General features: G+C 57.6%; 14 protein-coding genes. 12 read left to right on the top strand and 2 right to left on the bottom strand.

The genetic code is table 11. The features are described from left to right. Positions 1 to 387: 387 nt before the first annotated feature. Positions 388 to 807, bottom strand: a complete 420-nt coding sequence (locus tag B5527_RS31145; protein WP_079607643.1) for an SseB family protein — start codon at positions 805 to 807, stop codon at positions 388 to 390. Between the two features lie 115 nt (positions 808 to 922). After that, entirely contained in the window at positions 923 to 2,803 is a 1,881-nt protein-coding gene (locus B5527_RS31140) for a sigma-54-dependent Fis family transcriptional regulator (RefSeq protein ID WP_079604922.1), read from the bottom strand. Between the two features lie 336 nt (positions 2,804 to 3,139). Here B5527_RS31140 and B5527_RS31135 point away from each other — a divergent pair, with 336 nt between their 5' ends. The 12 genes from B5527_RS31135 to B5527_RS31080 all read left to right on the top strand — a co-directional run bounded on the left by B5527_RS31135 (position 3,140) and on the right by B5527_RS31080 (position 14,354). Further along, on the top strand, positions 3,140 to 4,183 hold the full coding sequence (locus B5527_RS31135; protein WP_079604921.1) for an NAD(P)-dependent alcohol dehydrogenase: 1,044 nt from the start codon (positions 3,140 to 3,142) through the stop codon (positions 4,181 to 4,183). Between the two features lie 111 nt (positions 4,184 to 4,294). Then, entirely contained in the window at positions 4,295 to 4,612 is a 318-nt protein-coding gene (locus B5527_RS31130) for a hypothetical protein (protein ID WP_245332338.1), read from the top strand. Beyond that, entirely contained in the window at positions 4,612 to 4,887 is a 276-nt protein-coding gene (locus B5527_RS31125) for a hypothetical protein (protein WP_245332337.1), read from the top strand. Before B5527_RS31130 ends, B5527_RS31125 begins: the two co-directional genes overlap by 1 nt. A gap of 160 nt (positions 4,888 to 5,047) precedes the next feature. Then, the gene (locus B5527_RS31120; protein WP_079604919.1) at positions 5,048 to 6,718 is read left to right on the top strand and encodes an aromatic/alkene/methane monooxygenase hydroxylase/oxygenase subunit alpha; all 1,671 of its coding nucleotides are present in this window, start codon (positions 5,048 to 5,050) and stop codon (positions 6,716 to 6,718) included. A gap of 95 nt (positions 6,719 to 6,813) precedes the next feature. Then, the gene (locus B5527_RS31115; protein WP_079604918.1) at positions 6,814 to 7,854 is read left to right on the top strand and encodes an FAD-binding oxidoreductase; all 1,041 of its coding nucleotides are present in this window, start codon (positions 6,814 to 6,816) and stop codon (positions 7,852 to 7,854) included. A 49-nt stretch (positions 7,855 to 7,903) separates the two neighbouring features. Then, complete coding sequence (locus B5527_RS31110) at positions 7,904 to 9,001, top strand: aromatic/alkene monooxygenase hydroxylase subunit beta (RefSeq protein ID WP_079604917.1); 1,098 nt, start codon at positions 7,904 to 7,906, stop codon at positions 8,999 to 9,001. Between the two features lie 48 nt (positions 9,002 to 9,049). Continuing rightward, positions 9,050 to 9,406: an MmoB/DmpM family protein gene (locus tag B5527_RS31105; protein WP_079604916.1), complete on the top strand. Its 357-nt coding sequence runs from the start codon at positions 9,050 to 9,052 to the stop codon at positions 9,404 to 9,406. Between the two features lie 107 nt (positions 9,407 to 9,513). Continuing rightward, positions 9,514 to 10,557: an amidohydrolase family protein gene (locus B5527_RS31100; protein WP_079604915.1), complete on the top strand. Its 1,044-nt coding sequence runs from the start codon at positions 9,514 to 9,516 to the stop codon at positions 10,555 to 10,557. A gap of 5 nt (positions 10,558 to 10,562) precedes the next feature. Then, positions 10,563 to 11,363, top strand: a complete 801-nt coding sequence (locus B5527_RS31095) for a metal-sulfur cluster assembly factor (protein WP_079607641.1) — start codon at positions 10,563 to 10,565, stop codon at positions 11,361 to 11,363. 67 nt (positions 11,364 to 11,430) lie between these two features. Then, on the top strand, positions 11,431 to 13,059 hold the full coding sequence (gene groL, locus B5527_RS31090; RefSeq protein WP_079604914.1) for a chaperonin GroEL: 1,629 nt from the start codon (positions 11,431 to 11,433) through the stop codon (positions 13,057 to 13,059). A 401-nt stretch (positions 13,060 to 13,460) separates the two neighbouring features. After that, positions 13,461 to 13,859, top strand: coding sequence for a globin family protein (locus tag B5527_RS31085; RefSeq protein ID WP_245332336.1), 399 nt, complete (start codon positions 13,461 to 13,463; stop codon positions 13,857 to 13,859). A 243-nt stretch (positions 13,860 to 14,102) separates the two neighbouring features. Continuing rightward, entirely contained in the window at positions 14,103 to 14,354 is a 252-nt protein-coding gene (locus tag B5527_RS31080) for an alpha/beta hydrolase (RefSeq protein WP_197689233.1), read from the top strand. Positions 14,355 to 14,463 lie beyond the last annotated feature (109 nt).

The raw sequence follows: 14,463 nt of genomic DNA, 5'->3' as shown, positions 1-14,463 counted from the left end.
TCATCAAATCAACGCAGAGCAAGGATCAAGCCGAGGTTCTGAGAAATATCTCTTCTAGCTGGTCAAGACTTGCTGGCCAGATCGACCGGTACACCGCGCTCGTGCGGGAACAAGGCCGCATAGTCCGGAAGTAAGGCCACCTCAGTTGGCGACCTCTTTCACGTCAGGCTCGGCACCGCGTAGCGTGTCCCATCATCGCCTTGACGCCTGGGGCGCTGCGTTGCTCGGTTCATCCGCGATACGCACGGCCTCGAAGGCTAAGCCCGGCGCTTGTTTGGTAGTTCCGGTGCAGGCTGGGCGGTACCGTTTGCTCGCATAATGTGAACGGTTATGGAATGTGAGAGTAGCGAGGCTACCGTCAACATTAAACAGGGCGACACGCGACTCTTATCTCGTCTTTTTTAATTTTTCAAAAATCTCGCCGTTCATCAGGAGAGCGATTTCGGAGGCCGGCATCGGCTTTTGGCATTCGGATAGTGGATTGAGCCAGAAATTGGAGTTGGGCAACAGTTCGAATAGATTACGCGCGGCGGCGCCAAGGCAGGTCTCCGGCTCGTTTAAATAGTCGGATATGCGTTTCTTGGACGTAAAGGCTGGGTGCCATTTCATGCCCTGGAATTCGACTGTGGCAATGTTGATCTTTTCCTGAAATTTGAGCGAGCGGCGGCGGCCAGGCTTCATAGGCATTTCAGGAGTCAGAACATAAATCTCGGTTTCAAGCAGCGCTTTATAGAATGCAGGAACGACACCGGGATCCTTCCCGGCGGCCTGCATCAGGGCTTCAAGATGGTTTTCTGGTTCAAACACGGCGACCCTCCCATTGAACGTCACAGTGGATCAGATTTCTCGCGTGCAGCGCCTTTCCGCAAAGGACAGGTCGCGACGCTTGCACGCAACACCCTCCTTGTTTTGGGCGATTGTGTCAGCTCTGCTTGTCACGAAGGGCGCGATAGATCGTATTGCGTGAGACCCCCAGCCGGCGCGCGGTCTTGCTGATGTTGTTGCCGGTTTCCGCATACGCGGTCAGCACATGCGCGCGCTGAATCTCATGCAAGTCGTGTCTGAGCCCGCGGTTGCCCGACGCTTTGCCTGGCAGCCGCTCGCTGCACGAAGGTCCGATGACGGATTCGACTGCCGTCTCATCGATCAGATGTCCCCGCACGGCCAGGGATAGTCTTGAGAGTACGTTGCGCAATTCCCGGATATTGCCGTCCCAATTCAGTTTGGCCAATCGATCGATTGCGCTTTCGGTCAAATCCGCAGAGGCATCAATCTTCTCGATCAGATGGCGCGCAATCTCGGCGAAATCCGAGCGTTCACGCAGGGGCGGTAGCGTTACCTCCAACGTGTTGAGGCGAAACAGCAGGTCGGATCGGAAACGGCCCTTTGCAATTGATTCGTCGATATTGGCGTTGGTGGCGGACACGAGGAGGATATCGACCTGGCGTTTGGCGCCGCCGACCGGACGGACCGTCCAATCGTCCAGAAAGCGCAGCAGGACGGCTTGCAGCGTCACCGGCATGTCGCCGATTTCGTCGAGGAACAGGGTACCGCCGTCTGCCTCTCTGAATAGTCCCACGGCGCCGCCTTTTCTGGCCCCGGTGAAAGCGCCTTCGGCATAGCCGAACAGCTCCGCTTCGATCAGGCTATCGGGGAGCGCCGCGCAATTGACGGGGACGAAGGCGCCAGCCCGTCCGCTGGCGGAATGGGCATGGCGGGCGAGTTGTTCTTTGCCGGTACCGGTCTCGCCGCGGATGAGGATCGGCATTTTGCGCGCCGCCGCGCTCCCAACCCGTCGCACGATTCCCGCAATCGTCGGATCAGTGGATACGAATTGCGTCGCGACTTCCTTCGGCAGTGGCGGCCGAGGTCTGGAAACTCCTTGAATCATCGGGAACTGCCGCGTGTTCTCGATTGTCGAGACAAACTGGCTTCCGACTTCGTCTTCAAGGCGCTGGCGTTCCTTGCGCCGGCCTTCATCGACAAACGCGCTGAATTTCGTACGAAAGACGTCGGTGAAGCGACGGCCCGGCGAGGTCGGCAAACCTTGCAACAAGATTCCAGCGGCCCTGTTCGCCGCGAGTATCCTGCCCTCATTATCGACGGCCAGCAGGCCCGCGCTCAACGTGTGCAAATATTCGCCGCGATTGTGGAACGCGATCAAGATATTTCCGCGATGATGTTCGCGGAACAGTCCATTCTCGATCTGGGTTGCCGCCATGGCGACGAGTGCCTGGGTGTGAGCCTGCCGGGACATGCAATCCGACGAAGCATCCAGTATTCCGGCCAACTCACCATCGGGCGCGAAGATTGGCGCAGCGACGCAGGTGAGATTGTTGTAGCGCGAAAAAAAATGCTCGCGCCCGTGCACGACGATCGCTCGTTTGAGATACGCCGCGGTACCGAGGCCGTTGGTACCGCAAATACTTTCCTTCCAAACAGTACCTGGACAGATGCTCGCTGCATTTGAAGCGTCGCTAAAGCTCGGATCGGATATTATGTCGAGCAGCAAGCCATCCGCGTTTGCAAACGCAATCATGAAATTGGAACCTGCGATCTGCTGATGCAGCGTGTGCATCTCGGCGAGCGCGAGTCCGCGGACGAGCGAACAGCGCTGTTGCTCCTGGCGGAGTACTGCAGGGCTGACGAATTCGGGCGAAGGCGGGCGACGCGTATCGAGGCCGAACGAAATGCAGCGCATCCAGCTATCGTAAATATCAGCCGACAGAAGTTCCGTGGGCGGCGCTCCGCGCTGCTCGAGCGTCATCCACACATTTTCGATGCGCTGACTGGCAGGCAGCATCGTCGGTCCTCCCGGAACTGCTGCTCGGCAATTTCCTCTTGATATTAGCCTAGTTCAGGTCGTTCCTTCGCGCTCTCGCGCTTTTTCTGATCATAGATCAAATAATCGAAAATCCAAATTCCTCATTAATTCGTTGTTGTCTTCAAATGTTCCGTCGCGGAACAATAATACCGTCAAATTTGCTCCGATGCGGATCAGCACGAGTTCATCGAAATACGGGGAACTCCAGAAAGATCAGCTTGTTATATGCTTGGCACAGCCCTTGCTCACCAATTGGTGAGGTGGCGCTGACCCCGTATCCACAAAACAAACAACCACAAGGGGAGAGATAAATAAATGAAAGCTGCGGTGCTCCATGCCTTTGATGAAAGGCTGACGGCAAAGGAGTTTGTCAACTACGAGGATGTGACCGACCCGAAGATTTCGCGCCCGATGGACGTGATCGTCCGCATCGGCGGTGCGGGTGTCTGTCGCACCGATCTGCATATTGTCGAAGGCATTTGGCGCAGCAAGGTCGACGTCAAACTTCCGTACATCATGGGGCACGAAAATGCGGGCTGGGTCGAGGCGATCGGGCCTGGCGTCGAGGGCGTCAAGGTCGGGGACAGCGTCATTTGTCATCCGCTGGTGACCAGCGGACATTGTCTCGCGTGCCGCCGCGGCGATGACATGCACGCGCTGGATAGCTCGTTTCCCGGCATCAACGCGAACGGTGGTTACGCGCAATACCTCCTCACGGGCCAGCGTTCTCTCATCAAGTTACCTAAGTCGCTGGCGCCGAAAGATGTCGCTCCATACACCGACGCCGGGCTGACGGCCTATCGCGCCGCCAAGAAAGCATCCCGCCATCTGCTGCCTGGCGAATATGTCGCGGTGATTGGTGCCGGCGGACTTGGGCATATTGGCATCCAGGTTCTCGCAGCGCTCTGTGCGGCGGAAATCATTGTGATCGACCGTGCCGACGAGTCTCTCGATCTCGCCAAGGAGTGCGGTGCGCACCATGTCGTGAAGGCCGACGACAACGAAGTCGAAGCTGTGTTGGCACTGACTGGTGGGCGTGGCGCCGAAGCCGTGATCGATTTTGTCGGCGAGGGTGACGCGGTTGCCAAAGGCATCTCGATGACGGCGAACGGTGGCTACTATTACGTCGTAGGTTATGGCGGCAAGATCGAACTCCCGACCATCGACATGATCACGACGGAAAAGACCATCGTCGGCAATCTGGTCGGCACTTATGCTGAACTCGTTGAACTGATGGCGCTCGCCGATCGCGGCCTCGTCGATCTCCATACCAAAGAATACAAGCTCAGCCAGGCTAACGATGCGCTTCATGACCTGCATCATGGGCGCATCCATGGGCGCGCCGTTCTGATCCCGTAGGAATTTTGCCGCAAGATGCTCAGCTTCAGTCCGGTATATCGAACGAGAGTAATGCGAGTGACAAACGCCAGCGGGCGCGGGCCACAGATCACCCCCGAGGAAGCGGCTGAATTGCAGCGCGCCAGGGAGCGGATGATTGCCCGGCAGAGGCTGATCGAACGGATCATTCGTAACAATGAAATGCAACTGAAGAGCGAGAGTGCCCGCGGCGGCGCTGAAATCGAACTCGAATGCGCGATGCGCGATGTCGCACGGGTGGATGCCGGGACCGAAGCGCAAGCCGAACTGGAAAGGGTGACCGCGCGTCTGCAGGCGCTTCGGGAAGAGCATCAGCGCCTGGTGGCCGAGCGTGAATGGCTCAATGCGTCCTTGCTGGAATTTGAAAGCGGTCCTTCGACAGACGAACACCGACGTTCGGGGCATGCGTGATGAGCAAGATCGGGATCAAAGCGGAGAGAAATGCTGGGCAAACTGGACAAGAGCGTGTTCCGCCTCAGCAATTGGACTTGAGCGAGGAAGAAAAGTCGAAAGACGCCTTCTTCGTTCAAATAGCCGAAATCGCTGAGGCAATGATCGCTCGGCACGGCAGGGATTTCGCAATTGGCGCCTTCGTCCTTTCGGCGAAATTCCTCGCCGAGGGCAAGCCACTCATCGACCGAAACAACGGAGGTGGCGAGACGGTCAGTCCCGTCAAATCGGTCTGAATTGGAAACGTGATTTCGCAAATCAAAGTATATTTGCCGGACTCAAAGTTCATTTTCCGCAGTCGTGAATTTCAAGAATGCGCGTCGAAAGACGAAGGGTTTTAGACCCTACGACTAAAGCGAAAGTGCTGAAGCTACGCAACGTTCAAGGGAGATCAAAATGACTGCAGGTCTGACACTGAATAAAATTACCGCCCAGAAAGGCATCACCATATCCGAAGCGGCAAGCCGCGTCGCCGATCTCGGCTGGACGCCAAGCTACGTCCAGGAGGCGATGACCTTCCCCACCGACTACAAAATCTCGAAGACGCCGCGCGACCCCATGAGGCAGGTCCTGCGGTCGTATTTCCCGATGCAGGAAGAGAAGGACAATCGCGTTTACGGCGCGTTGGATGCGGCCTTGCGCGGCGACATGTTCCGCAACGTCGAGCCTCGTTGGGTCGAGTGGATGAAGCTGTTCCTGGCGATCATCCCGTTCCCGGAAATCTCGGCAGCCCGTTCGATGGCGATGGTCGGCAGGCTGGCGCCAGGCGAGGAGCTGCGCACCGGCTTTACCATGCAGATGGTCGACGAACTCCGGCACTCGACGATTCAGATGAACCTGAAGAAGTGGTACATGGAAAACTATATCGATCCTGCCGGGTTCGATATTACCGAAGCGGCGTTCGGCAGATGTTATGCCACCACCATCGGTCGTCAGTTTGCTGAGGGCTTCCTGACCGGCGACGCCATCACCGCCGCCAACGTCTATCTGACGGTGGTTGCGGAGACCGCGTTCACGAACACGCTGTTCGTGGCGATGCCTTCGGAAGCCGCGCGCAACGGCGACTACGCGCTGCCTACGGTGTTCTTGTCGGTGCAGTCGGACGAGTCCCGCCATATCGGCAATGGTCATTCGATGCTGATGGCGATGATCAACGATCCGTCGAACCATCAGTTGCTCGAACGCGATCTGAAGTATGCGTTCTGGCAGAACCACGCGATTGTCGATGCCGCGATTGGGACGTTTATCGAATACGGCACGACCAACCGCGACAAGAACAAGGAATCCTATGCCGAACTGTGGCATCGCTGGATCTACGAAGATTATTATCGTACCTACATGCTGCCGCTCGAGAAATACGGCATCAAGATTCATCACGACGATGTCGCCGCCGCCTGGGATCGTATCGTCAAGAAAAACTACGTCCACAAGACCGCACAGTTCTTCACGGTCGGATGGTCGGTCAATTTCTGGCGCATCGAAGCCCAGACCGAAAGGGACTTTGAGTGGTTCGAGCACAAGTATCCAGGCTGGTACGCCGAGTTCGGTGATTTCTGGAAATGGCATGCCAAACTTAGCGTTCCCGGCGAAACCAACATCCTCTTCAATAGCGACGTGGGCTATGTGTACCCGCATCGCTGCTGGAGCTGCATGGTTCCCTGCCTGATTCGCGAAGACTTCGTTTGTGACGAAGTCGACGGCAAAATGTACACCTATTGTTCGGAAGGCTGCCGCTGGACGCACAAGGTGGGCTTTGCCGCCCAGTACGAAGGTCGCCCCACCCCGGCGATGGGCCGCTTCAGCGGTCGCCGTGAATGGGAGGACTGCTACCATGGCTGGGATGTTGCCGACGCGATCAAGGACCTGGGATTCGTCAGGTCAGACGGCAAGACCCTCATCGCGCAGCCGCATCTGCGCTTTGACCCCAAGGATATGTGGACACTCGATCACGTGCGCGGACACACGCTTGGCAGCCCGCTCCGCGGGTTCCGGGCGCTCTCGCCGACCGAGCGTGAGGTCGCAGTGGCTGAATATCGCAAGGGCTTCAAGATCAATCCCTGCCACTGAGCACGACAACGGGAAGGGGCCGCTTCGGCGGCCCCTTCCCGGGAGCGGTATGACGCTCCGGCTATTTCAGTCACGACTGCGACAAGGCCGAAAGCATGACGGAAGCGCAGGTTCACAAGGTTCGGTTCGAGCCGGTGGGCATCGAGATGGAAGTGGAAGAGGGCGAAACCGTGCTTAACGCGGCGTTTCGTCAGGGCATTTCGCTCATGCATGGCTGCAAGGAAGGACAGTGTGGCAGCTGCAAGTCAAAGCTCATTGATGGGGACATCGAGCTTTTAAAATATTCGACCTTCGCCTTGCCCGATTACGAGAGCGAAACCGGTCACGTCCTGTTGTGCCGTACGCACGCCTTCAGCGATGTCAGTTTCGAATTGCTCAATTACGACGAAGACCTGCTCAGCCGCTCGATCGCAGTGAAGGCATTTGAGGGGCGCGTCGCAAACATCAGCGCGTTGACGTCCGACATCAGGCTGCTGGAGATCGAAATCGAAAAGCCCTTGAAATTCTGGGCCGGCCAGTATGTCGATCTGACGCTTGGGGATGGCGCCATCACCCGCGCCTTTTCAATGGCTAACGCGCCCAGCGAAAACACAAGCCTGCGCTTCATCATCAAGAAATACCCCAATGGGGCGTTTTCATCCCAACTCGATGGAAAATTGAGCGTTGGCGACGCCCTGATTGCCAAGGGGCCCTATGGCACCTGCTTCCGGCGAGAGGGGAGGCCCGGCCCGATGTTGTTGATCGGTGGCGGCTCGGGCATGTCGCCGCTTTGGTCGATCCTGGCTGATCACATAGCGAGTGAAGAACAAAGGCCTGTGCGGTTGTTCTACGGGGCGCGCACGCGCGCCGATCTCTTCTACCTCGAGGAGCTTGCTGCGATCGCGGCGCAGCTAAAGGACTTCAAATTTGTACCGGCGCTGTCGCACGCGGAGGCGGATGACGGGTGGGACGGGGAGACCGGATTCGTCCATGAAGTCGTCCTGCGCCATTTGCGCGAAGAGAAGCTGACCGGTGCGATTGACGCCTATACGTGTGGTCCGACGCCAATGATCGATGCCGTGTTGCCGGTCTTGCAAATGAACGGCGTTGAACCCGACCATATCTATTTCGACAAGTTTACGCCGGCGGTGCGATGACGGCGTTCAAAGTTCGTCGCAGGGAGAGAATAGCAAAAGGGAGTTAGCAATGAGCGCACAATCGAGCAGAGCGACCACGAATCCGGAATTCGTCAAATCCGGGGCCGCGGGAGCCGCGACGTTTCCGGGTTCCGACAGCCGCAAGTACAATTACTTTGAGCCCAAGGGTCGCAAGGCGACACACTACGAAGACATGACGGTCGATGTTCAGCCGGACCCAGAGCGCTATCTCCTGCAGGATTGGATCATCTCCTTCCCCGATGGAACGCCGACCTACTGCAAGGATTGGACGGCCGCAAAAAGCTCAAATTGGCATAAGTTCCGAGCGGTCGACCAGGAATGGGAGCGCACGCATTACCAGCGCCAGTCGACGATTTGCGGCATGGTGCAGAGCACCATCGAGAACGGCCGGAAATCCGATGCGCCTGCCCGCTTCGACGCAGCCTGGGTGAAGATATTGCAGAACCATCTCGGCGCCTACAAACATGCCGAATTTGGCCTTGGCACATCGACCATGCAGGCGCAGCGCTACGGTTATACGCAGATGGTCAACAATGCGATCCTGACCAATTCTTCTTACAAGATGCGTTTCGCGCAGGATATCACGCTCTATCTGAGCGAGATTGCTCTCGACCTCCCGGGCTTCGACGTTGCCGCCGGCAAGCAGCACTGGCTTGAGGACCCGATTTGGCAGGGCGTGCGCAAGTCGATTGAATCGATCATGGGTTCAAATGACTACTTGGAGCAATACTTTGCGACCAACGTCGTCTTCGAGCCGCTTCTCGGCGAGCTGTTCCGCTCAGGATTCCTGATGCAGGTGGCGGGAGCGCAGAACGATTTCATCACCCCTGCAGTCGTATCGGCGGCAGAGGCGGATTATGAGCGCAATCTCGCCAACACCGTCGAGTTGTTCTCCATCCTTGCTACCGATCCAACTTACGGGACGCAAAACATTGCGCTGTTCAACAAGTGGCTGGCAAAACACGGGGAGCTCGCACTTGATGGCGCCAATCGTCTGCAGCCGGTCTGGTCGCAGCCACGCGTCAAGGTCGTGACATACGCCGATGCTTTGGGGCATGCGAAGAACCGCATCAAGGGTATCGCCGCAGAGCTTGGCCTGAATGTTCCAGCCAATCTCTCGTCGTAACCCGACACCCGACCCGACGTCCATTACGCAATCCTTCAGGAGATCGACATGTTACAAGAGAACGAGAACATCTTCAAATCCATGAAAGACATCACATTCGAGGATACGATTTCGGATCAATGTGGAATCACGATGAACGATAGCGTCGAGGCACGCGCGATCGCTGCCGTGATGAGTCGGCACGACCATATCAGGGTGACATACATGCCGGCGATGATCCGCATCGATGGCGCCGGGAAGATGGAATTCAAGATGGATGAGATTTCGGAGGAACTGGGTCGCGTCATGACTCCGCATCTCTTCGAAATTTCAACCTCGACGCATTATGGCCGGATGGTCATGACGGACGATAACACCGTCATGCTGTTTGGCGACATGAACGAGATGATGAAATACATCGTTTGAATCACTGCAAGCAATGCGTGGCCGGCGTGTGTGCCGGCCAGGCCAATTTGGCTGCGCCAATGGCGAGCCTCATAACACTCAATCCGAGCGGGAGCAGGAGAAACGCCATGTACAGGACGGCCAAGGGTGAAGAACTTTTCGTCATCGATGGGCATACCCATTTTTGGGATGGAAGCCCGGCAAACCAGAAGAATATCCACGGTAAGCAATTCATCGAATGCTTCTATGCTTACCACTCGAATCTCAGTCCGCCGTCGGAGAAGTGGGAAAAAGAAAAGTTTGAAAAATATGATGCCAATACGATGTACGACGACCTATTCGTGAATGGCTATGACGACATGGCGATTCTGCAGCCGACCTATCTCACCGATTTCTACAAGAACGGCTTCAACACGACCGAACGAAATTCGGAAATGAAGAAGAGTTATCCGGATCGCTTCATCCTGAACGGCGCCTTCGACCCGCGCGACGGTACCAAGGGCCTGGAATATCTGCATGCCCTGTCTGAAAAACACAAGATCAAGGGCGTCAAACTCTACACTGCGGAATGGCGTGGCGAATCCAAGGGATATAAGCTCACCGACAAGGCGTCCTACAAATATCTCGAGGCGGCACAAAAACTTGGGATCAAGAATATCCATGTTCACAAGGGGCCGACCATTATTCCGCTTAACCGCGATGCGTTCGATGTGGCCGATATTGATGACGTCGCCACGTCGTTCCAGGAGTTGAACTTCATTGTCGAGCATTGCGGCCTGCCGCGCCTTGACGATTTCTGCTGGATCGCGACCCAGGAAACCAACGTCTATGCCGGTCTCGCCGTGGCGTTGCCTTTCATCCATTCGCGCCCGGGGTATTTCGGCCACGTCATTTCTGAACTCTTGTTTTGGGTCGGACCAGACAAGATCCTGTACGGTAGTGACTACGGCATCTGGACGCCGAAATGGCTGATCGACAAGTTCATGGCGTTCGAGATTCCGGACGATGTCAGCAAGGAGACCGGCTCGGTCTTGTCGATGGAGACGAAAGCCAAGATTCTCGGCCTCAACGCTGCGCGCCTCTATGGCGTTGATGTCGAAGCCCAGAAGAAGAAGATCAAGGCGGGCGGCGGCTATGCCCATTTGCCCGAAGCCGTCCACGGGCCGCGGTGATCGTCATGAACGGTGGTGCCGAAGAGACCGACGGGTCACAAAACCGGCGGACCCATGACAGGCAAGCCGAAATATGGGCGTGCCTGCAAGGCGTGATGGATCCAGAACTCGACGAGTCGGTTACCGACTTAAACTTCGTCACCAGGGCCGATGTGGATTCGAAAAACCGGGTCCACATCGAATTCCGTCTGCCGACCTATTGGTGCGCCGCCAATTTCTCGTTCTTGATGGCGGACGACATGCGGCGGGCCGTGAACGCGCTGGACTGGGTCAAAGGCGTCAGTGTCGTGTTAGGCGAGCACATGTATGCTGACAAAATTAACGCGGGTCTCGCCAAGGGACTATCGTTTCAGGAGACCTTCGGTGTTGAGGCCGATGGCAACCTGGATGATTTGCGTCAGACATTCTTGGTCAAGGCATACCAGCGCCGGCAGGTAGCGCTGCTCAACCACCTCCTCGGGGTGGGGCACTCGCCCGAAACGATCGTCGCCCTGACATTGATGGAGCTTGGTTGCCTGCCGGTCGATGATGAAGGCGGAAAATTGGTGCGGCGCTATCTTGAGCGGCGCGCTGTTGTTGGGCCGCTGCGTGCCGATGAGCCTGCTTTCGTCGACGCAGAGGGAGCGCGGTTGAAAACCGACGGCTTTGCCGCCTACGTTTCGGGCCTCAGGCGCGTCGGCGTCAACGCCGAATTTAACGGCGCTCTCTGCCGCGGCCTGCTTTCCGTGCGATTCGATCTCGAAACGCCCCTTGTGCCAAAATCGAAAGCTTCGTCGAAAACGCCGGACTCGGAGCACGTGCCCTAACACGGAGAGAATCTGAATGTGAACGACACGAAGTAAGACAACTCTCAGTGAAAGGTGAGGACATCTAATGCCGAAAATCATGCTGCATGATGAAGCCGCGCGGGCAGCGCTGGGCAGGGGCGTCGCCAAACTCGCCAAAGCCGTGCGCGGCACGCTGGGTCCAAAGGGCATGAACGCGATCATGGACCGGCCGATCGGAACGCCGATCGTGTCGCGCGATGGCCTCAGCATCGCCAGCGAAATCGAGCTTGAATGCCCGTTCGAGAATATGGGCGCGCAGGTGCTGCGGGAAGTTTCAAAGCAGACCAATGAGGTGGCGGGCGACGGCACCACCACCGCCACCGTCCTGGCCGACGTGCTTGTCCAGGAAGGCCTGAAGTGCCTCGCCACTGGTGCCAACCCGGTCGAGTTGGTCGAAGGGCTTGAACTGGCGGTCGCCGAGACGATCGCCGCGCTGAAGCGCTCGGCCGAAGCCATCCAGGGCCCGGCCGATCTGCGCGCAGTTGCGAGCATTGCCGCCAATGACGCGGTGGTTGGAGAAATGGTAGCCGAAGCTTTTGAGCGGGCCGGCGATCACGGTATCGTCGCTGTGGAATTTGGCAACACGGTTGAGACGACGCTGGAGGTCATCGAAGGCATGGCCTTCGAGCGCGGCTATCTCTCGCATCACATGGTTACGGATGTAGAGAAGATGCAGGTCGTACTCGACAATCCGTTCATCCTCATGACGGATCACAAAATTCAGACCAGCGAACAGTTGGCTGGCGTAATCTCGCTCATTGAGAGGAGCGGCCGGCCTCTGCTGATCATCGCCGAGGAAGTCGCGCCGCCGGTGATCATGCAATTGCTGGCGCGCCGGGAGAAAAGCGATTTCAAGGTCGCGGCGATCCATCCGCCCGAATTCGGGCACTGGCGCAAGGCGATGCTCGAGGATATCGCGATCACCACCGGCGGTCGCGTGATTTCGGTCGATCTTGGCGGCAAGCTCGAAAAGGCGGAACTGAACGATCTCGGCTCCGCGCGCCAGGTGCGTATTTCGGCCTCGAAGACGCTGATCACGGCGGGAGGTGGCGATCAAAAGAAGATCGCCGCGCGCCGCGAGCAGGTCATGCGTCAATACAATGCGGCCCCGGAAAACATCGAACGCGACAAATTCCAGGAGCGGATCGCAAAGCTGTCCGGCGGCACAGCCGTGATCCTTGCGGGCGGCGCAACGCCGGTCGAGCAAAAGCGCCGCACCCAGCTGATCGAGGACGCGATCAATGCGACCCGTGCGGCGATCGAGGAAGGTATCGTGCCGGGGGGCGGCGTCGCGCTGCTAAGAGTAGCGCCACAACTCGACGGCATGGTCGATGAATTGAAGGGCGGTGCCAAACAAGGAGCAGAGCTGCTTCAGCGCGCGTTGAGCCGCCCGTTTTTCTATATTGCCGCCAATGCCGGCCTGAACGGCGAAACCGAGGTGACGAAGGTCGCTCAAGGCAAGAATGGTTACGGCCTCGATGCGCGTAATGGCGCATCGGTCGATCTCGTCAAGGCCGGCATCATCGATCCGGTCAAGGTCTGCTACTGCGCGGTTCGCAATGCGGCCTCCGTCGCTGGTCTGATCCTGACGACGCAGACGTTGATCGCCAAAAAACCGGACGACTACGATCCAACAGCTGGGCCAGCCCGGGGCGGCGGTGCCGAACTATTGTGATTCTTCAGCAACAGATTGGAAGTGCTCGTACCTGGAGGTCATCTCGGCTTTTTTTGTCCAAGTGCCCGATAGATAGTATTTCTTGAGACACCGAGACGTCATGCAGTTTCGGTGATGTTTCCAGCGGTTTCGGCATAGACCACCAGGATTCGAGCACGCTGGATGTTGTGGAGCGATCCAGGCGTCGTTGGCGGTGCCTGATCAATCATGGCTTGCGCGCCGGCCTCGCCGATCAAGCCGCCGGTAGCAGCGAGAGTGAAGCGTTGTCCTTGTCGCAGCTCAATCTGACTAGCAGCTGATCGAGAATCGGGGGATGCTGCTACGGGATGAGATCTTGTCAGGCTCGTTGTCTGGATGGTCGCAGGTCCGTTTCGGTCGCGGACAGCGCTCGGGGTGGAAATTTGGACGTTGCGGCAGCAGATAAACTGACTTCGGAAGCCGCGGCCGTGCTGTTTTATGATCGTCTGTTCGACATCGCCCCGCAGATGAGGGCAATGTTCCCCGACGATATGATCGAGCAGCGCCGCAAGCTGATGGCAATGCTGGCCGGGGTGGTGAAAGGTCTTGGCAATCTCGAACAGGTTTTGCCGGCCGCCGGCGCACTGGCAAAGCGGCATGTCAGCTACGGTGCGAAGGCGGAGCACTATCCGGTGGTCGGCGCCGCGCTGCTGTGGACGCTGGAGAAGGGCCTAGCGGATGGCTGGACGCCGGAAGTTGCGGATGCGTGGGGCACCGCTTATGGCACGCTGTCCGGCTACATGATTTCCGAAGCATATGGTCGCAGTCAGGCTGGCGAGTAAAGGATATCCCGTGGGCGAGCCTCTGGTTATCGTCTCTCTGACATGAACTATTGCTTAAGAACCCCTGTGTGTACCGAAAACCTCATCCGAGTTGATGCCGTGATGGAATCGCGTAGTTGACGGAATGATCGGGCTGTTCTGTTTCGTTGCCGCTCCCAGGACGCCATCAATTTCTATCACCAGCCTATTCCAGCGGGCGTCTGGGAAAACGACACAACTATTCGCTCGACGCGGGCCGCGCGCATGTACGAACCCGGTAACTGGATTACGCGCGTTTCGCCAACACCGTTGCTGCTGGTTGTCGCGCGCGACGACAGGCTGACGGCCGCCGACCTGTCACTTGCAGCTTATGAGCGTGCGCTGGAGCCGAAACGGCTCGCCCTGATACAGGGTGGCCACTTCGATCCCTATCTCGGCCAGTTTCCGCTGGCGGAAGCGGCCGCAACCGAATGGTTTCACGAGCACCTGCTCAATCCGAACGCGAGCCGTCCGTGACGCCTAATGGGGCCCGCGACGCTTTCGCCGCCGTCAATTGCGACATTGCGAATCTTCCACAACACCAAAGGGTATGATGATGACTGGACTGGATACTCCGAACGCTGAT

Origin of the sequence: Bradyrhizobium erythrophlei (assembly GCF_900129425.1) — a bacterium.
Taxonomy (GTDB): Bacteria; Pseudomonadota; Alphaproteobacteria; order Rhizobiales; family Xanthobacteraceae; genus Bradyrhizobium; species Bradyrhizobium erythrophlei_C.
This window is presented reverse-complemented; position numbering and strand designations above follow the sequence as displayed.